The 23,020-nt window shown below is 60.9% G+C and carries 22 protein-coding genes; 2 read left to right on the top strand and 20 right to left on the bottom strand.

The features are described from left to right. Positions 1–16: 16 nt before the first annotated feature. The 11 genes from B552_RS0122140 to rfbB form a co-directional block, all read right to left on the bottom strand. Positions 17–886: an SDR family oxidoreductase gene (locus B552_RS0122140; RefSeq protein WP_019451246.1), complete on the bottom strand. Its 870-nt coding sequence runs from the start codon at positions 884–886 to the stop codon at positions 17–19. Positions 887–1,009: 123 nt separating this feature from the next. Next, the gene (locus tag B552_RS0122145) at positions 1,010–2,125 is read right to left on the bottom strand and encodes a glycosyltransferase family 1 protein (protein WP_019451247.1); all 1,116 of its coding nucleotides are present in this window, start codon (positions 2,123–2,125) and stop codon (positions 1,010–1,012) included. Between the two features lies 1 nt (position 2,126). Beyond that, positions 2,127–4,061, bottom strand: coding sequence for an asparagine synthase (glutamine-hydrolyzing) (asnB, locus tag B552_RS0122150; protein ID WP_026035931.1), 1,935 nt, complete (start codon positions 4,059–4,061; stop codon positions 2,127–2,129). Between the two features lie 100 nt (positions 4,062–4,161). Then, a complete protein-coding gene (locus B552_RS27800) occupies positions 4,162–5,238 on the bottom strand; it encodes a glycosyltransferase family 4 protein (RefSeq protein WP_019451249.1) in 1,077 nt (358 codons plus the stop codon). Next, a complete protein-coding gene (locus B552_RS27805; protein ID WP_019451250.1) occupies positions 5,235–6,500 on the bottom strand; it encodes a lipid II flippase MurJ in 1,266 nt (421 codons plus the stop codon). The genes B552_RS27800 and B552_RS27805 overlap by 4 nt, the downstream gene beginning before the upstream one ends. A 40-nt stretch (positions 6,501–6,540) precedes the next feature. Next, complete coding sequence (locus B552_RS0122165; RefSeq protein ID WP_019451251.1) at positions 6,541–7,596, bottom strand: NAD-dependent epimerase/dehydratase family protein; 1,056 nt, start codon at positions 7,594–7,596, stop codon at positions 6,541–6,543. A gap of 46 nt (positions 7,597–7,642) precedes the next feature. Beyond that, positions 7,643–8,920 carry a Vi polysaccharide biosynthesis UDP-N-acetylglucosamine C-6 dehydrogenase TviB gene (gene tviB, locus B552_RS0122170; RefSeq protein WP_019451252.1) on the bottom strand — a complete coding sequence of 426 codons (1,278 nt, stop codon included), beginning with the start codon at positions 8,918–8,920 and terminating at the stop codon, positions 7,643–7,645. A 58-nt stretch (positions 8,921–8,978) separates the two neighbouring features. Then, entirely contained in the window at positions 8,979–9,533 is a 555-nt protein-coding gene (gene rfbC / locus B552_RS0122175) for a dTDP-4-dehydrorhamnose 3,5-epimerase (RefSeq protein ID WP_019451253.1), read from the bottom strand. Beyond that, complete coding sequence (gene rfbA / locus B552_RS0122180; protein ID WP_019451254.1) at positions 9,530–10,408, bottom strand: glucose-1-phosphate thymidylyltransferase RfbA; 879 nt, start codon at positions 10,406–10,408, stop codon at positions 9,530–9,532. The genes rfbC and rfbA overlap by 4 nt, the downstream gene beginning before the upstream one ends. A gap of 9 nt (positions 10,409–10,417) precedes the next feature. Continuing rightward, positions 10,418–11,335, bottom strand: a complete 918-nt coding sequence (gene rfbD / locus B552_RS0122185) for a dTDP-4-dehydrorhamnose reductase (protein WP_026035932.1) — start codon at positions 11,333–11,335, stop codon at positions 10,418–10,420. Then, positions 11,325–12,389: a dTDP-glucose 4,6-dehydratase gene (rfbB, locus tag B552_RS0122190; protein ID WP_019451256.1), complete on the bottom strand. Its 1,065-nt coding sequence runs from the start codon at positions 12,387–12,389 to the stop codon at positions 11,325–11,327. Before rfbB ends, rfbD begins: the two co-directional genes overlap by 11 nt. Positions 12,390–12,610: 221 nt before the next feature. On the opposite strand from rfbB, the gene B552_RS0122195 reads away from it, so the two are divergent. Further along, on the top strand, positions 12,611–13,471 hold the full coding sequence (locus B552_RS0122195) for a symmetrical bis(5'-nucleosyl)-tetraphosphatase (RefSeq protein WP_019451257.1): 861 nt from the start codon (positions 12,611–12,613) through the stop codon (positions 13,469–13,471). A 146-nt stretch (positions 13,472–13,617) separates the two neighbouring features. Here the strand turns inward: B552_RS0122195 and B552_RS0122200 are convergent, their stop codons facing one another. From B552_RS0122200 to B552_RS0122230, 7 genes are all read right to left on the bottom strand, one after another. Then, the gene (locus B552_RS0122200; RefSeq protein WP_019451258.1) at positions 13,618–14,454 is read right to left on the bottom strand and encodes a lysophospholipid acyltransferase family protein; all 837 of its coding nucleotides are present in this window, start codon (positions 14,452–14,454) and stop codon (positions 13,618–13,620) included. A 43-nt stretch (positions 14,455–14,497) separates the two neighbouring features. Further along, on the bottom strand, positions 14,498–15,772 hold the full coding sequence (locus B552_RS0122205; protein ID WP_035880187.1) for a dihydroorotase: 1,275 nt from the start codon (positions 15,770–15,772) through the stop codon (positions 14,498–14,500). A 40-nt stretch (positions 15,773–15,812) separates the two neighbouring features. After that, complete coding sequence (locus B552_RS0122210; RefSeq protein ID WP_019451260.1) at positions 15,813–16,784, bottom strand: aspartate carbamoyltransferase catalytic subunit; 972 nt, start codon at positions 16,782–16,784, stop codon at positions 15,813–15,815. Between the two features lie 63 nt (positions 16,785–16,847). Further along, entirely contained in the window at positions 16,848–17,372 is a 525-nt protein-coding gene (gene pyrR, locus B552_RS0122215) for a bifunctional pyr operon transcriptional regulator/uracil phosphoribosyltransferase PyrR (RefSeq protein ID WP_019451261.1), read from the bottom strand. Beyond that, positions 17,369–17,806, bottom strand: coding sequence for a Holliday junction resolvase RuvX (gene ruvX, locus B552_RS0122220; protein WP_019451262.1), 438 nt, complete (start codon positions 17,804–17,806; stop codon positions 17,369–17,371). Before ruvX ends, pyrR begins: the two co-directional genes overlap by 4 nt. After that, entirely contained in the window at positions 17,799–18,371 is a 573-nt protein-coding gene (locus B552_RS0122225; protein WP_026035934.1) for a YqgE/AlgH family protein, read from the bottom strand. Before B552_RS0122225 ends, ruvX begins: the two co-directional genes overlap by 8 nt. 96 nt (positions 18,372–18,467) lie before the next feature. Then, positions 18,468–19,175, bottom strand: coding sequence for a 16S rRNA pseudouridine(516) synthase (locus B552_RS0122230; RefSeq protein WP_019451264.1), 708 nt, complete (start codon positions 19,173–19,175; stop codon positions 18,468–18,470). Positions 19,176–19,248: 73 nt separating this feature from the next. Here B552_RS0122230 and B552_RS0122235 point away from each other — a divergent pair, with 73 nt between their 5' ends. Continuing rightward, positions 19,249–20,802 carry a deoxyribodipyrimidine photo-lyase gene (locus B552_RS0122235; protein ID WP_035880190.1) on the top strand — a complete coding sequence of 518 codons (1,554 nt, stop codon included), beginning with the start codon at positions 19,249–19,251 and terminating at the stop codon, positions 20,800–20,802. 91 nt (positions 20,803–20,893) lie between these two features. Here the strand turns inward: B552_RS0122235 and B552_RS0122240 are convergent, their stop codons facing one another. Next, positions 20,894–21,709, bottom strand: a complete 816-nt coding sequence (locus B552_RS0122240; protein ID WP_019451266.1) for a 2OG-Fe(II) oxygenase — start codon at positions 21,707–21,709, stop codon at positions 20,894–20,896. 115 nt (positions 21,710–21,824) lie between these two features. After that, complete coding sequence (locus tag B552_RS0122245; protein ID WP_019451267.1) at positions 21,825–23,015, bottom strand: heme biosynthesis HemY N-terminal domain-containing protein; 1,191 nt, start codon at positions 23,013–23,015, stop codon at positions 21,825–21,827. Positions 23,016–23,020: the final 5 nt, after the last annotated feature.

Raw genomic sequence — 23,020 nt, forward strand, 5'->3', positions numbered from 1 at the left:
TCCCGACAGCTAATCTTCAACGAAATTCATGCATAGCCAGAACCAGGTCCGGCCATGACTTGGGCCGGAAGCCAGTGATCTGCCGGAAGCGCGTGGAGTCAAGCGAACGATCGATCACGAGCTGATCGTCAGGTTGGATCTCGATGACCTTCCCATATGCCTGCGCCACCAGCATCAACAGATCGAACTTGTTGATAGGGTCCGCCGACACATGATAGATACCATGCAGTTCAGGATGGGGAATCACATGATCACGAATGAGACGTGCGATCTCCACGGTGGGCAAACCGGAAAAGATAGCACGCCGAAAGCCCTTGACCGGCCCCTTCTGCGCCAGAAACCAGCCAACGAGGCTGCGTGCGCCTTCGAGTTCGTGACCGATGATCGAGGTCCGCAACGTAACAGCGTGCGGATAATCCACCTCGCCCAGATATTTGCTGCGACCGTATAGGTCCTTCGCATCGGAAACATCTTCTTCGCGATACATGCCCTGGGCTCCAGAGAACACGCAGTCGGTGCTCATATGGACCAGCCGCGCACCGGCCACCTGGCACAACAGTGCCAGCCGGTGCGGCAACAGGCTGTTGATCGGGATAGCCGCCAGGGCGTCGTCGGCCTCGGCCAACTGCTTGACCAGCCCTACGCAGTTGATCACCACCTCCGGCCGCGTTTCCGCGAACAGCCTTGCCAGACTATCGAAGTTCTCTACATCGACGCCTGTCAGCAAGTTCGCTTGCAGTTCACCAGGAAGCAGGCGCAGCGCGCCAGCTGAGCGAACGGAACCGAACGCCTGATAGCCGGGGCTTTGGGCAAATTCGCGCAATACTGCGCTACCCAGCATGCCCGAGGCGCCAATCACCAAAACGCGCATGGGTTTGTTCGTCATGAACTCAAACTCCTCATTTCAAAATCGTGGAGCAGGATCGCGTTACGCGCGCATGCCCCAGCCAGATTTCCCTGGAAGCCTATTCGCATCTCTTCCATATCGCGACACGAAAGAGGCGCGCGGTCAAACCAGCTCGCCGATGCTTTTCCAGGTACGTCGTGACGTCAGTTCCCAGCTGAAATCGTCGCTACGACGGGCCGAAGCCTCAGCGAGATTGCCGCGATAAGCCTCATCGTCCAGCGCCTTCTCCATGGCCTCCCTGATACTTTCCGGATTCGTTGGCAGAAAGTACCCAGCCGCCTCAGCGCCAAACTCTGGCATCGGCGGAATATTCGATGACAGGACCGGCCGCCCGGCACCCAGCGCTTCCAGCAGAATGTTCGGGCAGTTCTCGCAAGACGATGCAAACAGGTTCACCGTCGCATTCCGATACGCGCGCGGCAGATCGTCATATGCCCGTGGTCCAGCGACGATGACATCGCGCTCGAGTTGCCGGTCCTTGACCAGCTTCCTCACCTCGGTGGCCAAGACTTCGTCCGTTTCACCCACGAGAATCAGCTTGTACCGCGCACGCAATTCGTCGGGCAGGCCCGCATAGGCAAGTGCCACCTCGCGATGATGCTTGTAGACGTCGAACTTTGATACGTACAGCATGTACTCACCTTCCGGCAGCCATGCCGGGCGTTCGAGCGTCTTTCCGTGTGTACGGAACGCTTCATTGATGCCATGCGGAATCGTCACGGCGTGCGGTACCCTGACCAGATTCTCGATGACGTCTCGTGCGTAGTCCGATATAAATATCGTCAGGTCTGCCTCCGCCATGCTGCGCAGCATCACGCGACTGAGAATCAGCACTCGCAGCTTTTGCAGCCCGAACGACATTCGCGCCAGCGCATCCTTGTCGAAGGGGATCATGTTGCGGAACATTGTCACCACCTTGCAGCCTCGCGGCGCACGTGTCGCAACCACGCCTCCCGGACAGAACAGGATGTCTGCCTTCTCCGCACGCAGGACCCCGGGCAGCGCGAGCTTTTCCCAGACGGTGCGCAAGAGTGGGTTTTCTGTAGGCCACGACGTCACGCCCCGGCGAATCCGCGCATCCGTCGGCAGCTTCAGCGACGCCGGTGCAAACACCAGAATCTCGAGATCGGCATCAGCCGGAAGGTTGGCGAGCAGGTTCTTCAGATAGGTCTGTCCGCCTCCCTGCCGCGCCGAAAGTGCATTGATGACAATCTTCATTTCATTTTCCTTGTGCCGCCAGCCAGGCCTGGAACATCAATACGTTCCACAGAAAAAGGCTACGGTCGTATAGCCCGTCTATATGCTGTCGCCACATTTCCCGTACCTTTCCGGCATCGAGCAACCCCTGCTCTTCCAGAAGTTTCGAATCCAGCAGCGCTTCCGCCCAGTTGCGCAACGGTCCACGCAGCCATTGCGCGAGCGGAATGGAGAAACCGGCCTTCGGACGGTCGATCAGTTCGCGCGGAACATATCGATCGAGTACCTTGCGCAGCACCCATTTCCCGACACCATCGCGCACCAATACCCGCCGCGGAAGCGCCACGGCCAGTTCCACCAGCCGATGATCGAGCATTGGTGCTCGGGCCTCGAGACTGGCGCTCATGGTTGCCCTGTCGACCTTGACCAGCAAATCGTCCGGCAGGTACTGGTTCATGTCCCAGCGGCGCATTGCCAGAACACCATCCTGCTCATCCACCCACTGCGGCGCGAAAACCGCGGGTCTCCCAGCACCCAAGACCAAGTCGTCCTCCGGCTGCCACTGGGACATCAGCCGCACGTACATTTCCGCGAGGCTCGACACCGTCATCAATTGTGCGGCACGATGGACGCGGCGCCCATTCACCCGATTCCGGACACTCGCAGGCATTACGCCAAGAACGCGATCCCAGTCGCGTGCGGACAGCGTTGACAGGACTCCCGCGACAGACCTGCGCATCGCCTTGGGGTAGCCACTTACGCGCTGCCAGAGTGCTTCGGTGATCGGGTAGCGCGGATAACCGGCGAAGAGCTCATCGCCGCCGTCCCCTGACAGCGACACGGTCACGTGTTCGCGCGTCAGCCTCGACACCAGTGTGGTGGGAATTTGCGAAGAATCGGCAAACGGCTCGTCATAGATATGCGGGAGGTCCGGAATCACCGATTCCGCCATATGCGCGCTGACGTAAAGCTCCGTGTGGTCGGTCCCCAGATGATTGGCTACCGCCTTTGCAAACGGCGCTTCATTGAATCCTTCTTCATCAAATCCGATAGTGAACGTCCGGACCCGCTGCGAACTCTGTGCTTGCATCATCGCAACCACGGTACTGGAATCGACGCCGCCGGAAAGGAACGCGCCGAGCGGCACGTCCGCAACCATCTCGAGACGGACCGATTCGCGTAGCGTTTGATCGACACGATCAATCAGTTGATCGTCGTGGCAGTTGATCAATTCCGCGCGCAGATCCTGCTGTGCAGCATTGTCAACGACCCAATACGGGCGCGTATCCAGCTCTCGCCCTTTGTGCGGGGCAACGCGCAGCCAATGCCCTGGCTGCAATTTGAAAATACCGGTGTAGATCGACTTTGGCGCTGGAATATAGCCGAACCGCATGAACTCGGCCAACGCATCCCGGTCGATTTGCAGCCGCTCACCAAACGCTGCCCGGATTGCCTTCTGCTCGGACGCGAAAACAAAACTGTCCCCGATGAAGCCGTAATAGAGTGGCTTCTCGCCCATCCTGTCCCTGGCCAGCGTCAGACTGCGCTCGGTCCTATCCCACAAGGCAAGGGAGAACATGCCCACCAGCCGCTGCAGCGTGGGCTCGATTCCCCAAGCCTCAATGGCAGCCAGCAGCACCTCGGTGTCGGAATGCCCACGCCACTGCGGCGCCAGTGCGGCAGACTCCAATTCGCTGCGAAGGCCCTCGAAGTTGTAGATCTCGCCGTTGTACGCAACCTGGTAGCGCCCGCTTGCCGAAGGCATTGGCTGGTGCCCCGCGGGAGACAGGTCGAGAATGGCCAGGCGCCGGTGCCCGAGCACGACGCGACTGCCATCCCCCGACCAGATCCCCGTATCATCGGGGCCGCGGTGAACCAACGCCGCAAGCATGGAGCTGACATGCGCCGCACTGCGATCGAGCGCCGCCGATGCCAATAACCCGGCAATTCCACACATCAACGATCTCCGCTAAATTGAACAGTTTGCGCACCCAGCACACAATGCGGCAACGGCCATGAATCTGTCCTCAATAAACGCAACTGCAAATTGCTAGACGTCATGGTGCGCTGCTCCGGGCAGATTGCATCGAACAGAACGAATCCCGGATGGCATTGGCCACGACTTCGGTCGAAAACCTCGACACAATGATGCCGCGGCCGTTCTGCCCCTGACGTATCCGCAGCTCCCTGTCCCGCTGGCAACGATGCAAGGCATCGATCCAGTCAGCATTGGTATTTGCGGCATATCCGATGTCTCCCGCAGCAAATACTTCGCCGTTCATGCCGAATGGCGAAGCCACTACCGGCACCCCCGCGGCCATGTACTGAAGCATCTTGAAGCTGCACTTTCCCCGAGAAAGATCGGTGTCATCGATCGGCATCAGGCCGACATCCATGTCCTGCACCAGCAGATGCTCGGCGGACGCACTCCAAGGCACGAAGTCGATCCGGTCCTGCGGCAACGCCGGCAGATGCGGCCGCTTGTCGGCGACGACCAGGAATCGTGCTGTCGGCACGTCGCGAAAGAACGCCGACAATGCCGGCTCGATCATCTCCAGGAACCGGAAATTTCCAGATGTACCAGTCCAACCCACCACGAAGGGCGCCCCATCGCGCTTGACCTGTTCACGTGGGCGAAATCGCTCCGTATCGATCGCGGTCGGGATGATTCTGATGTTCTCGCAGAACTGCGAGCACCAGTCCGCCAGATACTGGTTGCCGGCGAGTACCATCTCCGCCCGACTCACCAGCCGGCCCACAGTTTTCGCGCCCAAAGGGTTATAGAGCCAAATGGCATCGTCGATATCGAGCACCAGAGGCGTATGAACTATCCGGCTCAAATCATCGAGGCCCGGGACAAAATTTCGCTCAAGCCAAGTGACATCCGCCCTGAAGCTCCCAACGATGCCGGGAATCCGGCACACAAAATTGGTGACGGCCTGCCCGACAAGCAGCGGAGGAAAATAGCGCACACGCACCTGCCCAAGCTTGCCTGGCAGCCGTGCGGCCTGACTGATACGCGGGCAATACTCGGTCACATCGAGGCCGCCCCTGCGCAGGGCGGGCAAGTATTGCCTGACTCGAAACCTTGCAGAAGGAACATTCAAGCCACTGGTCAGCGCGGCGATTTTCATTGCTGCCCCTCATGTGACAGATTCGCCGGCGCATCCAGCCGCCGAAACAGCAGGATATAAGACACGACGGAATTGAAAACCATATAGATGCCTGAGCCGATGGCCACGCCGATTACACCACCGAGCATCAGACCAACGATCTTCAGCCCGATGCCAAGCGTGAACCCGATTACCCCGATCTTCGTCGGCGTGCGCGTATCCGACATCGCATAGAAGCTGGTGGACAGGACCTGCCCGGTAAGCCCCGACAACCACACCATGCCTAGCGCCAGCATGATTTCCCAGAGCCGATCGACCGCTTCGATCTTGAAGTTTCCGTGCGCGAACACCAGCTCCAAGACATAGCGGCCAGGAAAAACAATCAGCGCGAAAACCAGCAGCCCCAGCCCACCCAGGATTAGGAGCGTTCGCAACACTTCGCGCCGGAAGCTGCCCCAATCACGATGGTCCGCGTGTTTCGCCAACCGCGGTGTCAATGGCATGGCAATGGCGTTGGTAAGCACGAGGTTGCCTGCAGCGTAGACCTGCTGGGCCAGATGCAGCAACGACAGCGAACCGCTCGGCGTCATCGACGCCAGGAACCGGTCCAGCAATTGGTCGGTTTTGTAGTAGACGGTGCCTGCAATCAAAGGCTTGAGTTTGCGCAGAGCCTCACGGAAATTCTTGTCCCGGAAGTTAGGCGCCGCAAATGGGAAACCCACCGGGACCTGGAAAACGAACTGAAAAACTGCGCGCAGCATGAGACCCCACGCAGCGATTTCCACTCCGGCATGCCCCAGGAAAAGCACCACGAAACACAGGGCCAGCACGCTTGCCAGGAACGCCATGAAGGACGGATAGATGAAACGGTGCTCGGCCTGATAGGCAGCGTTGAATGGAGCGCCCAGTCCGGCGAATATCATTCCCATCAACTGGATGCGCGTGAGTGTCACGGTTTGCTGGACTGCCACTGCATCGAAGCCCGGCACGGACAGCGGCACCCACCAGGGCGCAAGCACCCAGAGCACCACGGCAAGCCCGCCGAAGATAAGCGCCAGCGCAACTGCGAACGACCAGATCGCCGATGACCGCACCTCCTTGTCGACCACGGCCAGCATGGGTATCAGTACGTATCCCAGCGATCCGCTCACGACGTTCAGGACAAGCTGGGGCATGACCATGCCCGCAAAGAGCGCATCCGTTCCGTTTCCGGCGCCCAGTTGAGTGACGACAAACCACTGGTACACGAAGAGCGCACCAGTGTTCAACGCGGTAATGACCATGAGCCACAGAGCACGCCTCAAGACTTGCCTCCGCCGTTGCTCAAACCAATGCCACGTACCAGGGCATGGCTTCGACGATGCCATCACGCAGAGGGTGTGTCGGTGCATACCCCAGCAACTGGCGAGCCTTGGTGATATCAGCCTGACTGTGACGAACATCACCGGCGCGGAAGTCCCGATAGACCGGCTTGGCACTCTCGCCCACGCCGTGCGCCTGCAGGTTCTCCTTCAACAAGCCGTACAGCGTATTAAGCGTTGTGCGATCGCCAACCGCGACGTTGTAGACCTGGTTCAGGCTTTCGCTGTTCTCCGTCATTGCGGCCAGCAGATTAATCTGCACGACATTCCTCACATAGCAGAAATCGCGACTGGTTTCGCCATCGCCATTGATGAAAACCTCTTCCCCCTTGATCAAGGCCGCAGTCCATTTCGGGATCACCGCTGCATAGGCGCCTTCCGGGTCCTGGCGCTTCCCGAAGACGTTGAAATAGCGCAAGCCAATGGTGTTGAATTCATAGGAACGAGCAAAAACGTCCGCATAAAGCTCGTTGACATACTTCGTGACGGCATAAGGACTCAGCGGCTTGCCGATCCGGTCCTCAACCTTCGGCAACCCGGGGTGATCACCGTAAGTGCTGCTACTCGCGGCGTAGACGAAGTTCTTCACTTGCGCATCGCGCGATGCGACAAGCATGTTCAGGAATCCATCGATGTTAACGCCATTCGTGGTAATGGGATCCAGCAGGCTGCGAGGGACGGAACCAAGCGCGGCCTCGTGCAACACATATTCGACCGGATACGTCGCTCCGGACTCCGGCGACACGAAACTCATGGCCCGCCGGCAGTCATCCAGCTCGCGGATATCCCCACGGATGAACTGGAAATTTTCCCATTGCACAGGCAGTACGGCCTCCCGCACTTCATCGAGATTGCGTTGATGGCCAGTCGCGAAATTATCCAGGCCCACCACACGCTGATTTAGTTCTAGCAGCGCCTCCAGCAGGTTGCTGCCGATAAAGCCGGCGACACCAGTCACCAGCCAGGTATGCGATTCGCCGGTCAGGCGGAGCTTCAATTGTTCGAAGGGGGTCGTCATTGCATTGCCATCTCGAATGTCACGGATTGAACTGATCGAGGACGTCTTACAGACGCCCATCCGCCGCGCCGTAGGGAAGGATGCCCTTGACATCGAAAAGCACCGCACCCGGCACGCCGAGCGACATGATTCCCTGTTCGCCCATGGCAACGAACTCGCGGTGGCCCACCGCGAGCACAATCGCCGCGTAAGTCCCAGCCGATGGCAGCGCCTCCAGGCACTTCAGGCCGTACTCGTGCTCCGCATCGGCCAGATTGATCCATGGGTCATAGACATCCACCTCAGCGTTATAACCGCGCAAGGCGGTCACGATGTCCACAACCTTGGTATTGCGTACGTCTGGGCAGTTCTCCTTGAACGTAATGCCCAAGACCAGGATTCTGCTGCCTAGCACTGGCTGGTTCTTGCGCAGCATGAGTTTGACGGTCTCGTCCGCGACATGGGATGCCATGTTGTCGTTGATTCGACGCCCCGCAAGAATGACTTCAGGGTGATAGCCTACTTCCTGCGCCTTGTGTGTCAGGTAGTAAGGATCCACGCCAATGCAGTGCCCCCCCACCAAGCCGGGACGGAACGGCAGGAAATTCCATTTGGTACCGGCCGCTTCGAGTACTTCGAGCGTGTCGATGCCAAGTCTGTGAAAAATCAAACTGAGTTCGTTCATCAGTGCGATGTTCACATCGCGCTGTGTGTTCTCGATGACCTTGGCGGCTTCCGCCACCTTGATGCTGCTGGCCTTGTGCGTACCGGCCGTAATGATCTGCGCGTACAGTTGATCCACGGCTTCCGCCACTTCCGGCGTGCTGCCACTGGTCACTTTCCTGATCGTCGGAAGGCGGTGCTGTTTATCACCCGGATTGATACGCTCCGGGCTGTACCCGCAGAAGAAATCCTTATTGAACGACTTCCCGCTGAACCTCTCGAGTACGGGAACGCATACTTCTTCCGTGGCACCGGGATATACCGTCGATTCGTAAATGACTACCGCGCCTTGTTGCATGACACGACCAACGGTCTCGCTGGCCTTCACCAGCGGCGTCATGTCGGGGCGATTGGCCTTGTCAACGGGCGTCGGCACGGTGACGATGAAGACTTGGCAATCCCGCAAGGCTTCGAGGTCGTGGCTGTAGTCCAGCTGAGACGCCTCGGCAAGCTCCTCGGGACTGACCTCCAGCGTGCCGTCCTGACCGGATTTCAGCTCGGCGATGCGGGCCGCATTGATGTCAAAGCCAATTACCGGACGCTTCTTGCCAAACTCCACCGCCAGGGGCAAGCCGACATAGCCCAGACCGATGACTGCAATTTTTGCTTGATTCAGGTTCATGCGTGACAAAGAGGAGCAACAACGTTAGCGAGCCGGACAATCATCCAGCTCGACCGGTTTATTCGAACAGTTCGGCTGTGGAAATACTGACACCGAGTTGGTCCTTGGCGGACAACAAAGGGGCCACGTCCATTTGCGGCCATTCGATCCCAATCTCCGGATCATTCCAGGCGATAGTCCGCTCGAACTGAGGTGCGTAGTAATCAGTAGTCTTGTAGAGGAAATCCGCCGTCTCGGACAAGACCACGAACCCATGGGCAAAACCTGGCGGCACCCAGAACTGTCGGTGATTATCTTCACTGAGCTCCACGCCAACCCATTTGCCAAAGGTCACCGATTGCTTGCGTACGTCCACGGCCACGTCGAACACCCGGCCGCGAACCACCCGCACCAGCTTGCCCTGTGGCTGTTGGATCTGATAATGCAGGCCCCGCAGCACGCCTTTGCCGCTGCGGCTGTGATTGTCCTGCACGAACTCCAGATCCAGACCCGTGGCTTCGGCAAATGCTTTCTGGTTAAAACTCTCCAGGAAGAACCCCCGCGCATCACCGAAAACCCTCGGTTCGATAATCATCACATCGGGGATCGCCGTGCGAATAATACTCAGGCTCATTTGATGAATTCCGAGATGATCTGCTGCAGATACTTGCCGTAGGCGTTCTTGACCAGCGGCCTTGCAAGTCGCTCCACCTGTTCGGCGCTGATCCATTGGCTGCGATAGGCAATCTCCTCCGGACACGCCACCATGAGACCCTGGCGATTCTGCAGCGTGGCGATGAAGCTGGCCGCTTCGAGCAAGGAGTCATGCGTGCCGGTATCCAACCAGGCATAGCCGCGCCCCATGATCTCGACCTCGAGCTGGTTCATCTCCAGATACCGCTTGTTCACGTCGGTGATCTCGAGTTCGCCGCGCGCCGACGGTTTAATGTCAGCAGCAATATCGCAGACCTGATTATCGTAGAAATAGAGGCCCGTTACAGCATAGTTCGATCGCGGCGCCAGCGGCTTTTCCTCGAGCGACAGCGCACGAAAATTCTCGTCGAACTCCACTACTCCATAGCGTTCCGGATCATGCACGTGATAGGCAAAGACCGTAGCGCCTTTGTCTTGCCCCGACGATCGCACAAGCTGACGCACCAGATCATGCCCGAAGAAAATGTTGTCGCCGAGGATCAGCGTTGACGGATCATTCCCGACAAAATCACGGCCAATGATGAATGCCTGGGCCAGCCCGTCTGGCGAAGGCTGAACCGCATATTGGAGGTTGATGCCCCAGTTGCTGCCGTCACCGAGCATATCGGAAAAACGGGGCGTATCCTCCGGCGTGGAGATAATAAGGATGTCACGAATCCCCGCCAGCATGAGCGTTGACAGCGGATAGTAGATCATCGGCTTGTCATAAACAGGCAGAAGCTGTTTCGACACGGATCGGGTGATCGGATAAAGCCGGGTGCCGGAGCCACCGGCAAGGATGATGCCTTTACGCATGGTGAGGTGTCAGGAGAGGATCTGGTCGAGGAGATGCCGGATGCCCTGCTTCCAGTCCGGAAGATGAACGCCAAAGGTCTCGCGCAACTTGCGCGTATCCAGTCGGGAATTCAACGGCCGCGGCGCCGGCAAAGGATAGGCAGTGGCCGGAATCGGCTCGATATCGGCGGGGTTCACCTTGAGCGCGACGCCTTTGTGAGCCGCATAGCCGAGCACTTCCGTCGCATAACCGTGCCACGTCGTCTCGCCTGCGGCGGCCAGATGATAGATCCCGCCAGGAAAGGCGCTGCGCTCGCCAAACAGCCAGAATCGCGCAACGATCTGCGCTGTCACATCTGCAATCAAGGCGGCCGTGGTGGGTGCGCCGAACTGGTCTGCAATGACACGCAGACAGTCACGCTCACGTCCGAGCTTCAGCATCGTCTTGGCGAAGTTGCCGCCGTGGGCACCCGCGACCCAGCAAGTGCGCAACACAATCGCCGGCGCGCCTGAAGCCATGACAGTCTGCTCACCTGCCAGCTTGCTCTTGCCATACACGGACTGTGGCCCCACTGCGTCTGTCTCTGCGTAGGGAACATCGCCGCTTCCGTCGAAAACGTAGTCGGTGGAGTAATGCACCAACAGGCTCCCAAGCAACCTGGCTTCCTCGGCAAGCACGCCAGGCGCGCTACCGTTGACGTTGAAGGCTGTCTCGACATCGGATTCCGCCTTGTCCACGGCCGTATAGGCCGCCGCATTGACGATCACGTCGGGCCTGAGCTCGCGCACGATCCGGCGAAGCTCGTCAGGACTTGTCAAGTCGCAAGTCGCTCGATCCAAGGCAACGACGCATCCGAGCGGGGCCAGACTGCGCTGAAGCTCAAATCCAAGCTGTCCGTTACAGCCCGTCACGAGCAGGATGGGAGTCTTGGTCGCCTCAGTCCGCATAGTGCTTGGCTACCCAGTTGCGGTATTCACCTGACATCACATCCTGCACCCAAGGCTGATTGTCGAGGTACCACTGGACCGTCTTGCGCAAACCGCTCTCGAAGGTCTCGGCCGGCTTCCAGCCCAGTTCGCGCTCCAGCTTGCGGGCATCGATCGCGTAGCGGCGATCATGGCCTGGGCGATCCTTCACAAAGCTGATCTGGTCGCGGTAGGATCCGTTGGTCTTGGGCTTGAGCTGATCGAGCAGATCGCAGATCGTGTGCACGACGTCCAGATTGGTCATTTCGTTCCAGCCCCCGACGTTGTAGGTTTCGCCCAGACGGCCGCGCGCCAGCACCTCGCGAATGGCACTGCAATGATCGCCGACATATAGCCAGTCACGCACGTTCTGGCCATCGCCATAAACCGGCAGCGCCTTGCCCGTGAGCGCATTGGTGATCATCAGGGGAATCAGCTTCTCGGGGAAGTGATACGGGCCGTAGTTGTTGGAGCAGTTGGTCGTCAGGACCGGCAGACCGTACGTATGGTGATACGCTCGGACCAGATGATCGGAAGCGGCCTTCGAAGCCGAATACGGGCTGTTCGGCGCGTATGCGGTGGTTTCGGAGAATTGCGGGTCGGCTGGACCCAGCGAACCGAACACCTCGTCAGTGGAAACGTGCAGGAAGCGGAATTCCGCCTTGGCGGGACCTTCCACGCCGCCCCAATAGGCGCGCACGGCTTCGAGCAGCGTAAAGGTGCCAATGATATTGGTCTGAATGAATTCGGCCGGACCGAGGATAGATCGATCCACATGGCTTTCCGCGGCAAAGTGCACAACCGCGCGCGGCTTGTACTCGGCCAGCAACCGGTCGAGGGTGTCTCGATCGCAGATATCAGTCTGCGAGAACACGTGGCGGGCATCGCCGTCCAGCGACGACAACGTCTTGCGATTGCCCGCGTATGTCAGCTTGTCGACATTGACGACGCTGTCCGATCCCGGCTGGGCCAGCCAGTTGAGCACGAAATTGGCGCCGATGAACCCCGCTCCGCCAGTGACAAGAATGTGCGACAAACTCTTACTCCCTTTACCTATCTACGTGTCCGCGTTCCCAACAAAAACCACCGCGCCGCTTGTACCCTCAGGACAAGCGGTTCATTTTTAAGTCTTTCTTGAAGTGGCGGTATTCTATCTGACCCGCAGTCAGCTCCCGAGACCTTCACTCAACTTTTTGTAGCGCCGTGTAACTATTTACACAATCTAACCGGAAATCCATCGCAAATGTCTGGAAAACCATGCAATTTTCCGTAGCCGACAGACACCACTCATGCATCACATCCATCGCCATCGGTGACCTTCAAGGCTGCGCGCCCTCGCTTCATGAGCTACTGGAGCACCTGCCACAAGATGCGCCGCTCCGTTTGGTAGGCGACTTGGTCAATCGCGGACCCGCCTCGCTCGAGACGCTTCGCACGATCATGGCCATGGGCGACCGGGTGCGCACGGTGCTGGGCAATCACGACATCCACCTGCTTGCCGTCGCCGCTGGCGTTCGCAAGAAGGGCAAATCAGATACGTTCGACGACATCCTGCGTGCGCCGGATTGCGAAACACTGCTCACCTGGCTGCGCCATCAGCCCCTGGCTATCCGCGAAGACGATTTCCTGATCGTGCATGCCGGCGTGTTGCCGCAGTGGAGCCCGGATCAGGTCATCAGCCTTGCACGGGAAGTTGAAGCCGAATTGCAGGGGCCCAACTGGCAGGCGTTCCTCGCAGGCGTGTTCGGCAATGCCGCCGATCGCTGGCGCGACGATCTGGTTGGCATCGAGCGACATCGGGTCATCGTCAACGCGCTCACCCGGTTGCGCTTCTGCTCCGCGGATGGGGTCATGGACCTAAAGACTAAGGAAGGCCTGGACGACGCGCCGTCCGGCGTCACGCCGTGGTTTGACGCCCCCGAGCGGCGTACCGGCGATGTGACCATGGTGTGCGGACATTGGTCGACGCTTGGATTGGTGATTCGCCCGAATCTGGTTGCGCTCGATACGGGCTGTGTCTGGGGAGGCAAGCTGACCGCTGTGAAGTTGGCCGCCCGGCCCGACGAACGCACGGTCGTTCAGGTCGACTGCCCGCAGTACCAGGACCCCCGTACTTGAAAATTACCCCCGGGAAACCGGGGGGGTATCGATGCGACAGCGACCTTTTAGAGTTGCACGCCCGGCTCGGCAAGCCCCGGGACCGAACGCTTGCCCTTTCGCGCCTGCATCCAGCCCGGTGCCGCGACCGCCATGCATCGAATTGGTCAGCGACCCGCAGGCGACACGGCATCACCCATTCCGATCGGCGCCGCGACCGCGGCAGACAGTATATGAAGCGAATCGGCTGTGCCTCGAGCCGCGTCATGCGCACCGTCTAAAAGATGCACCACCACCCCCCTCGCCGCCTCCGCCAACTCCCGTCTTCCGGCCGCTCCGGCCACCAACTGCGGCCCAATCACCAGCCTCGCCTTGATCGGCGGCGACTTCAGAATCGCGTTCAGGCACTGCACCAGCGAGATATCGTCGATATAGGCCGGCGCCAGCGTCGGCTTGCCTGTTGCGGCGTCCAAATATGTCAGGCCCACCGGCTGCACGGGAAGGTGGCCCGCTACCGGGGCCTGCATCAGGTTGGCGTGGAACGGCAGCACCTTGCTGCCATCGGTGGTCGTGCCCTCGGGAAACACGCACACCAGGTCGCCCTGCTGCATCACCTCGGTAATGTGATGCAGCACGCGGTGAGCGTCGCGCTTGCGGCCGCGTTCGATAAAGATCGTTCCCGTTTTGTCGCAGAGCCAGCCGACTATGGGCCAGCTTCGGATCTCCGACTTGGCGACGAAACGAACGGGTTGCCAGCTGTGGATGACGTAGATATCGAGCCACGAGATATGGTTCGACACGAGCATGGCGCCCTTAGGGGCAGCCTGTCCCGGCGTCTGGCCCTGGACTTCCACTTCGATGCCGCAAATGGCCAGCAGTTTGCGGGACCACTCGCGGATCAGGCGCTCGCGCAGGTGAGCGCTCGCCCACGGGAATACAGTGGCGCAGACCAGCAGGCCGCGTACGAAATGGAATACCAGCCGCGCCTTGCGTAACCAGATCATCGTGGGGCCCCGAATGTTCTGAAGGTGGAATTGCCGGAGCTTTTCAGCGCTGCTCGTACACAACCTGGCCACAGACCAGCGTCGTGCGCACGCGCCCTTCCATTTCGTAGCCCAGCCATGGCGAGTTCTTGCCCTGGCTCTTCAGCGCGCTGCGTTCCACCTTCCAGACCTGTTTCGGATCGAAGATGCAGACATCGGCAACGCTGCCGGTGGTCAGCGATCCGGCGTTCAGGCCGATCACGCGTGCTGGCTCGCTGGTGATGCGGGCCAGCGCCTTCGCTAAAGGCACCTTATGTTCGCTGGCCCAGCGCAGCGTCAGCGGCAGCAGCAGTTCCAGGCCAGTGGCGCCCGGAGATGCTTCCGCGAACGGCAGCAGTTTCTCGTCGTCGTCCACCGGGGTGTGGTCCGAGCACAGCGCGTCGATGGTGCCGTCCGCCAGGGCGGCGACGATTGCGTCACGGTCGCGGGCGCCGCGCAGCGGCGGCGTGAAACGCATCTGGCTGTTGAAAAAGCCGATGTCCATGTCGGTCAGCGAAACATGGTGGATGTTCACATCGCAGGTCACCGGCAGGCCTTCCTTGCGAGCCTGACGCACCAGTTGCAGGCCAGCCGCGGACGACAGGCGGCACAGGTGCACGCGTGCGCCCGTGGTGCGCATCAGTTCGAAGATCGTATGCAGGCGTACGGTTTCGGCGATCACGGACACGCCGGACAGCCCCAGGCGCGATGCCATCGGGCCGCTGGCGGCCACGCCGCCACCGAGGAACGGGTCCTCGGGGCGCAGCCAGAGCGTGAAACCGAACGTCTGCGCGTACTGCATCGCCCGTTGCAACACCTTGGTGTCGTGAATCGGTGCCTCGGCCTGGCTGAAGCCGACGCAACCGGCCTCGGTGAGCTGGCCCATTTCGGTCAGCGCCTCGCCTTTCAGGCCCACTGTCAGTGCACCCAGCGGGTACACATGCGTCTGGTTCAGCTTGTGGGCGCGGAACTTGAGCATTTCCACCAGGCCCGGTTCGTCCAGCACCGGATCGGTATCGGGCGGGCAGACCAGGCTGGTCACGCCACCGGCCGTAGCGGCGGCCACCTCGGATTCCAGCGTTGCCTTGTACTCGTAGCCCGGCTCGCGCAGGCGCGCGGACAGGTCGACCAGGCCCGGGCACACGATCATGCCGCGTGCGTCGATGGTCTTGTTGGCGTTGAAATCGGCTGGCGCCCGGCCTACGCCGACGACCTTGCCCGCGGCAATGTACAGGTCCTGTTCGGCGTCGACGTTTGCGGCCGGATCGATCAGGCGGCCACCCTGGATATGGATCTTCATGTTCTGTCGGTGTGTGCTGTTCGTTGTATCCGGGTCCGGCTCAATCATTATTTCCTGCAACAATGCCCATCACGGCCATGCGCACGGCAATGCCGAACGTGACCTGGTTCAGGATCACCGATTGCGGGCCGTCGGCCACTGCGGAGTCGATTTCCACGCCACGGTTCATCGGGCCCGGGTGCATCACGATGGCATCGGGCTTGGCCAGCGCCAGGCGCTCCGGCGTCAGGCCGTACGCCTTGAAGTATTCCTGCGCCGACGGCAGCAGCGCGCCGCTCATCCGCTCGTTCTGCAGGCGCAGCATGATCACCACGTCCACGCCCTTCAGGCCCTCTTCCATGTTGTGGAAGACCCGTACACCCATCTGCTCCAGGCCGGTCGGCAACAGCGTGCGCGGGCCGATTGCGCGCACTTCGGGCACGCCCAGCGTGGTCAGTGCGTGGATATCCGACCGGGCCACGCGCGAGTGCAGGATGTCGCCGACGATTGCCACCGTCAGGTTGGTGAAATCCTTCTTGAAATGCCGGATCGTGTACATGTCCAGCAGGCCCTGCGTCGGATGCGCGTGGCGGCCGTCGCCGGCGTTGATCACGTGCACGTGCGGGGCCACGTGTTCGGCGATCAGGTACGGCGCACCGGAACTGGCGTGGCGCACCACGAACATGTCTGCCGACATGGCCGACAAGTTGTTGATCGTGTCGAGCAGCGATTCGCCCTTGCTCGTGGACGATGCATTGATGTTCAGGTTCAGCACATCTGCCGACAGTCGCTTGGCGGCGATCTCGAACGTGGTGCGCGTGCGCGTGGAGTTCTCGAAGAACAGGTTGAACACGCTCTTGCCGCGTAGCAATGGCACCTTCTTGACATCGCGGTCGGAGTCGGAGAGCGAGACGAACTGGCTGGCGGTATCGAGGATGTGCGTGACCATGTCACGCGACAGCCCCTCGATGGACAGCAGGTGTTTCAGCTCGCCGTTCTTGGTGAGCTGTGGGTTGCGGAACGTCTTGGTCATGGCAGGTCGGGCGCGGGTTCTATCTGGGTGTTGCGTGCGGGCGGGCTGGCGGTGCGAATCGAATCAGGTGCGGGCTTCGGTGGCAAAGGCAAAGCGGGTGGCTGCGCCCTCGCCCTGGCGCGACAGCACCAGCGTTTTGTCCCGCGGCAGGTCCACGGTGACGGCGGCGAAGTCGGCGGCAATCGGCAGTTCGCGGCCACCGCGGTCTGCCAGCACGGCCAGCGCCACGCGGGCCGGGCGGCCGTAGTCGAACAGTTCGTTGACGGCGGCGCGGATCGTGCGGCCCGTGGCCAGCACGTCGTCGATCAGCAGGATGTTGCGATCCTGCACTTCGAACGGCAGCGTGGTCGACTGCGCCTGGCTGTGCAGGCCCTTCTTGGCGTAGTCGTCGCGGTGAAATGCCACGTTGATCACGCCATGGCCATCGAGCTTCAGGTCGGCCGCCAGCCGCTCGGCAATCCAGGCGCCTCCGGAATAAATGCCGGCGACAGACCAGCGCGAACGTTCGCTGGAGGGCATCAGGGCCTGGGCCTGGTCGCGCAGCGCGTGATACAGCGCCTCGGCGTCGGGAGTGGAGGTCTGGGTCATAGCGGAAGTTCGTCGAAGTACTGTTGCAGGATGATCCGGGCGGCCTCTGCATCGAGCGCGCCACGCTTGGCGCCCGCCATGGCGGCGGCACGCGACGTGTAGCGCTCGTCCACCCATTCCACGGGCAGGTTGAATCGTCCGTTCAACTGGTTGCCAAAGCGGCGCGCAAGCCGCATCGAGGCCTGTTCTTCGTCATCGGGGCCAGCTTCGGGGTTGACCGGCATGCCAACCACCAGGCGCACGGGCGACCACTCGTGGATCAGCGCGCCAACGGCCTCGAAGCGGGCTTCGACCGTGACATTCGGAAGAATGGTGAGGGCAGTGGCTTGCCGGGTGATGAAATTTCCGAGTGCCACGCCGATTTTTTTCTCGCCATAGTCGAACGCGAGCACCGTGCCGTCGCGGGGCGTCTCGCGCCCCGTCTGATCAGGCATGCCCCGCGTCGCCCGATAGCATCGATATGTCGATGCCGAGCAGGCGAATGGCCGCTGCAAAGCGCTCCTCGGGAGGCACGCTGAAGATGATTTCGGGATCGGCCTGGACAGTCAGCCAGCCGTTGCGGCTCAGCTCTTCCTCAAGCTGGCCGGCACCCCAGCCCGCGTAGCCGAGCGTGAGCAGGAAGCGATGCGGGCCGCTGCCGTTGGCCACGGCCTCGAGCACGTCCTTGGAAGTGGTCATTTCCAGCCCGCCGGGCACCGCCAGCGACGACACATAGATGCCGACCGGGTCATGCAGCACAAAGCCGCGTTCGGTCTGCACCGGGCCGCCGAAGTAGACCGGCTGGTGGGCAACAGGCTGGATTTCGAGCTTGAGATCGATCTTGTCGAAGAGCGTGGCCATGTCGATGTCGATCGGCCGGTTGATCACCAGGCCGAGCGCGCCGCGCTCGTTATGCTCGCAAAGGTAGACAACGGAACCCGAAAAGGTCGGATCAGCCATGCCAGGCATGGCAATCAGGAACTGATTGGTGAGATTGATTGGAGCTTCGGGTGTCGCCATGGCTTGCATTCTACCAAATCGCCGTACCGACTTCCCGTAAAACTTCTGTGTCCGACGGCATGCGGCGGCGCAACATTCCGCCCCAATCCAAAGCCCTCAGCCCTTCAGCGCGACCAGGTCTTCCGCCGTCAGCCAGCGCCACTCTCCCGGTCCCAGTGCGGGGTCCAGCACCAGACCGCCGATGGCGCTGCGGTGCAGCGCAGTCACATGATTGCCCGCCGCGGCCACCATGCGCTTGACCTGGTGATACTTGCCCTGCAGCAGGGTCAAGCGCAGGCTGCGCTCGCCGGTGGCTTCGCAGGCATCGGCGGCAAGCGGAGCCGGCTCGTCATCGAGCTGGACGCCAGTGCAAAGCGCCTGCACCTGCTCTGGCGTTACGGGGTCGAAAGTCGTCACTTCGTAGATCTTCGGCACCTGCTTCTTGGGCGACGTCTGGGCGTGAATGAACTGGCCGTCGTCGGTCAGCAGCAACAGGCCGGTGGTGTCGTGATCGAGCCGGCCCACAGCCTGTACCTCGCGCTGGCGCAGCGGCACCGGCAGCAGGTTGTAGACGCTCGGATGGTGACGCGGGCGTTGCGAGCATTCGTAGCCGGTCGGCTTGTTCAGCATTACGTAGGCCTTGGTGCAGGCCAGCCACTCCTCGCCATCGACGGTCAGCCGCAGGCCATCCACTTCGAAGCGCGCGCCCGGATCTTCGCAGAGCTCGCCGTTGACCTCCACGAGCCCCGCCGCTACGAGGTCGCCACAATAGCGGCGCGTGCCGAAGCCTTGGGATTGCAGGATGCGGTCGAGTGTCGTGGCCATGGGGATGTCTGTCTGCTGCGTGAAGAAACCGTGAAAACTGCGGGAATACTGGTAGCTATGTTAGGTTATGGCGATGCTTGGATCACCTTTGCCTGCCCTGGAGACAACCGCCGCTACCACGCGACTGCCCTACCGGATCGCCCCGAATTTCGCGCGTGGCCTGGTCTGGTTCCGGCGCGACCTGCGCGCGGAAGACCACGCGGCGCTGCATTATGCCCTCAAGCACTGCCGGCAGGTATGGTGCGTGTTCGTGTTCGACCGGGAAATTCTCGATCCCCTGCTTGCACGCGGACTCCGGGCGGACCGTCGCGTCGAGTTCATCCTGCACTCTCTGGAGCCGCTGCGGCAGGCGCTGGGCGATGCGGGAGGCGGTCTGATCGTGATTGATGGCATCGCGCGTGACGCCATCCCCAAGCTGGCCGCTGACCTCGAAGTCGAAGCCGTTTTTGCGAACCATGACTATGAGCCGGCGGCCAACCAGCGCGACGCGGCGGTGCGACAGGCACTGGCCGCCGACGCCCGCGTGCTGTTCACGTTCAAGGATCAGGTCATCTTCGAGGCTGACGAAATCCTGACTGGCCAGCGCCGACCGTTCAGTGTCTTCACACCCTACGAGAATGCGTGGCTGCGCACGGTGCAGCCATTCGACCTGCGGCCGTACCCGATCGACAGTTACCTTGGCGCACTGGCGCCGATGCCCGGCCGGTACAAAAAACCGCTGCCAACACTGCCCGATCTGGGCTTCGCGGCCAGCAACCTGCATGAAATTGCGATGCCCACGGGAAGCGACGGCGCACGGGTGCTGTTCGATGAATTCATGCAACGCATCGGCGACTACGCCCGCCGGCGCGACATACCTGCGCTGCGGGGTCCGAGCTACCTGTCAGTGCACCTGCGCTTCGGCACGATCTCGATCCGCACGCTGGCCCGGGCCGCACATGACGCGATGCTGCGCGGCGGGGCCGACAGCGAAGGCGCGGCCGTGTGGCTATCCGAGCTAATCTGGCGCGACTTCTACTTCATGATCCTGCACCATCATCCGCGCGTGGCCGACGGCAAGTCGTTCCATCCCGAGTACGATGCGCTGCGCTGGATCACACCGGCGACTGGCGACAAATACTTCAAGGCCTGGTGCAACGCGCAGACCGGCTATCCGCTGATCGATGCCGCGATGCTGCAGATCCGCCAGAGCGGCTACATGCACAACCGCCTGCGCATGGTAACGGCAAGCTTCCTCGTGAAAGACCTGGGCGTGGACTGGCGCCGCGGCGAGCAGTACTTCGCCGATCAGCTCAACGATTTCGACTTCGCCGCCAATAACGGTGGCTGGCAATGGGCCGCATCGACAGGCTGCGATGCGCAATCCTACTTCCGCATCTTCAACCCGGTCACGCAGTCAGAGAAATTCGATCCGCAAGGACGGTTCATCCGGAAGTACCTGCCGACGTTGGCGGCGCTACCGGACAAATACATCCACGCACCGTGGACGGCGCCCGAGGACGTGCTGGCTGCGGCGGGGGTAAGGCTTGGGGAGAACTATCCGCGCCCGATCGTTCAACACAACGTGGCACGGAAGGAGACGCTGGAGAGGTATGCGACGGTGAAGGGCGGAATTGCCAAGGCATAGCCGCCCGAGGCAGCCGCCTACTCGCGCTGGAGGAGGCGCCGTAAATGCATCGGGGAGGTCGTGCGGGCAGAAACCTCCCGCACTCTCCGTGCTAGTCCTTCTTATTCGCCTGGTCCTTGCCACGGCCGTACTTCAGGACTTTCGAAACGGTATTGCGCAGCGCGTTGTCCACTACACCAATAGCTCGCTTGCCCGCCTCCTCTGGACGGCCGGTAAACGACGTCACATGGAAATACTCGCTATCGTCCGGGGAGACCGTCGAAAAGAAGTAGTTCGATACACAGCAACGCGGCGCATCAATTTGCACCGGGCTGACGGAGTGCCAGGAATCCTTGTTAGTTTCCATCACCACCAGACGATTGAACTTGCAGGTCAGCGTCTTCGGTACCTTGCAGTCGTCATCCCACAATTCAAAGTTGCCACCATTTTCGAGCTTCCAGTCCGGCGAGACGTAGTAGAGCAGATTCAAACGTCGGTAGCGGTCACGTTTGGCGTCGTGACTGTTGTCGATATGAGGATTCAGGAAATCCCCCTTGAACATCATCGACAGGCCGCCGGCGTACAGGCTGGGATCAGGTTCAATTTGAGCAAATTCCACGATATCCGAAACCTTCTGCACGGTTTCAGGATCCTGGAATGCATAGGTGATATCGCCGAGAATCGGGGCGTACTGATCCAGATGCGCCGAGGTGCGCTTTTTCTCGCGAAACGATTCGCGATTAAAGAAACCATTCGCATCCTTCGGAAAGGCATCGAAAATGGCCTTGGCAACTTCGACCGGCAAGAAGTCGTCCACAATGAAGTGACGCGTACGCGTGCCAGTCGGATTATTCCATTGCTCCTTGATGCTCGCTTCCTGTTCGCTCAGCTTATTGATAATGAGCTTTATCAGCGTCGTCTTATCCATTGCGGCCTACCTCCAATCGAATGTATGGGCGGAAGTATGCCAGACCTCATCGGACGGACTGAAGTAAATGCTTCGGACATGATGCATAAGACGCCGAACGATCACGGTTAATGCCTCACGCCGCCAGCATCGCACTCTCGCGGTAATGCCGCTGCGCGTCCTCGGCCCGGTCGGTCTCTTCAAAGAGCCGGGCCAGCGCAAGATGCGCGCGAATGCAGATGCGGCGCTGGCTGTCGCGGTCCGCGTACTTCAGGGTTCGTTCGAAATTCGACTGCGCCTTGCCCCATAGCTGCTCGCCCAGGCACAGCACGCCGAGCGTGTAGTACAGGTCGGCGTCGGTCGGATGGTCGACCAGCCATTTCTCGGCCTGCTGGATTTGAGGCACGGCCTTGCCCGGTTCCGCGCAGTCGGCGTAGCGCTGGACCAGGCGGCTGTCCCAGTTTTCCTTCAGCGCTTCCTCGACGATGCGGCGTGCTTCGTTCTGCTTGCCGAGCGCAGAGAAATACCGCGCACCCAGTTCAGCAATGCGCACGGCATGGCGTTCGTCGGCCGACAGCGAGCGCCAGAAGTGGTACAGGCCCTCGGCGTCGTGGCGGCGCTCCTCGAGCATTGCTTCCACGGCCATCTGCTTCAGGCGCAGCGCCAGTACCGGATGCAGTGCGTTGCGCTTTTCGAGCGAGCGCGCCAGGCGCAAGACTTCGCCCCAGTTCTTCAGATGCTGGTGCGCACGCAGCGCAATCCGCTGCACATGGATCTGGCGCCCGCCCTTTTCCTGCAACTGGGCAATCGTCGCCAGCGCACCTTCGGCGTCGCGCGCATCCACTAGAAGTTCAGCCATCGAAACCAGCCGCGCCTGTTCGCGCTCGGGGTCGGTGACCTGGGACATCCACGCATCGCGCCGTTCGGATTCCTGCATCCGGTGCGCGGCGCGCGCGCCCACCAGGGCCGCGGTCTGCGCCTGTTCGGGCCAGGCCTGGGCTTCGCGTGCGGCGCGCTCGGCGCGGGCGAAACGTCCGGCGAACAAGTTCTCGATCGACTCGCGCAGCGCAGCCTGCGCCTTGCTCATGCGGCTGCGCTCGCGATACGCGGCGGCACGGCGCGGCATTTCCGACAGGTGCCGAACTGTCGACAGGACTGTCCAGACGGCAAAGAAGGCCAGCAGCAGCAATGCCAGCGTCAGGTTCAGCGACATTTCCACCCGATACGGTGGATAGAACAGCACCACGTTGCTCTGGTTGAACTGCGTGAACAGTGCCAGGCCGACGGCGCCGCCGAACAGTACGGCTACCCAGAAAAGCAGTCGCATGGCGG

The sequence above is a fragment of the Cupriavidus sp. BIS7 genome (assembly GCF_000292345.1).
Classification (GTDB): domain Bacteria; phylum Pseudomonadota; class Gammaproteobacteria; order Burkholderiales; family Burkholderiaceae; genus Cupriavidus.

Coding starts and splice junctions, on each gene's coding strand:
- B552_RS0122140 (WP_019451246.1), bottom strand. CDS start 886: ATGACGAACAAACCCATGCGCGTTTTGGTGATTGGCGCCTCGGGCATG.
- B552_RS0122145 (WP_019451247.1), bottom strand. CDS start 2,125: ATGAAGATTGTCATCAATGCACTTTCGGCGCGGCAGGGAGGCGGACAG.
- asnB (WP_026035931.1), bottom strand. CDS start 4,061: ATGTGTGGAATTGCCGGGTTATTGGCATCGGCGGCGCTCGATCGCAGT.
- B552_RS27800 (WP_019451249.1), bottom strand. CDS start 5,238: ATGAAAATCGCCGCGCTGACCAGTGGCTTGAATGTTCCTTCTGCAAGG.
- B552_RS27805 (WP_019451250.1), bottom strand. CDS start 6,500: ATGGTCATTACCGCGTTGAACACTGGTGCGCTCTTCGTGTACCAGTGG.
- B552_RS0122165 (WP_019451251.1), bottom strand. CDS start 7,596: ATGACGACCCCCTTCGAACAATTGAAGCTCCGCCTGACCGGCGAATCG.
- tviB (WP_019451252.1), bottom strand. CDS start 8,920: ATGAACCTGAATCAAGCAAAAATTGCAGTCATCGGTCTGGGCTATGTC.
- rfbC (WP_019451253.1), bottom strand. CDS start 9,533: ATGAGCCTGAGTATTATTCGCACGGCGATCCCCGATGTGATGATTATC.
- rfbA (WP_019451254.1), bottom strand. CDS start 10,408: ATGCGTAAAGGCATCATCCTTGCCGGTGGCTCCGGCACCCGGCTTTAT.
- rfbD (WP_026035932.1), bottom strand. CDS start 11,335: ATGCGGACTGAGGCGACCAAGACTCCCATCCTGCTCGTGACGGGCTGT.
- B552_RS0122195 (WP_019451257.1), top strand. CDS start 12,611: ATGCAATTTTCCGTAGCCGACAGACACCACTCATGCATCACATCCATC.
- B552_RS0122200 (WP_019451258.1), bottom strand. CDS start 14,454: ATGATCTGGTTACGCAAGGCGCGGCTGGTATTCCATTTCGTACGCGGC.
- B552_RS0122205 (WP_035880187.1), bottom strand. CDS start 15,772: ATGAAGATCCATATCCAGGGTGGCCGCCTGATCGATCCGGCCGCAAAC.
- B552_RS0122210 (WP_019451260.1), bottom strand. CDS start 16,784: ATGACCAAGACGTTCCGCAACCCACAGCTCACCAAGAACGGCGAGCTG.
- pyrR (WP_019451261.1), bottom strand. CDS start 17,372: ATGACCCAGACCTCCACTCCCGACGCCGAGGCGCTGTATCACGCGCTG.
- ruvX (WP_019451262.1), bottom strand. CDS start 17,806: ATGCCTGATCAGACGGGGCGCGAGACGCCCCGCGACGGCACGGTGCTC.
- B552_RS0122225 (WP_026035934.1), bottom strand. CDS start 18,371: ATGGCGACACCCGAAGCTCCAATCAATCTCACCAATCAGTTCCTGATT.
- B552_RS0122230 (WP_019451264.1), bottom strand. CDS start 19,175: ATGGCCACGACACTCGACCGCATCCTGCAATCCCAAGGCTTCGGCACG.
- B552_RS0122235 (WP_035880190.1), top strand. CDS start 19,249: ATGCTTGGATCACCTTTGCCTGCCCTGGAGACAACCGCCGCTACCACG.
- B552_RS0122240 (WP_019451266.1), bottom strand. CDS start 21,709: ATGGATAAGACGACGCTGATAAAGCTCATTATCAATAAGCTGAGCGAA.
- B552_RS0122245 (WP_019451267.1), bottom strand. CDS start 23,015: ATGCGACTGCTTTTCTGGGTAGCCGTACTGTTCGGCGGCGCCGTCGGC.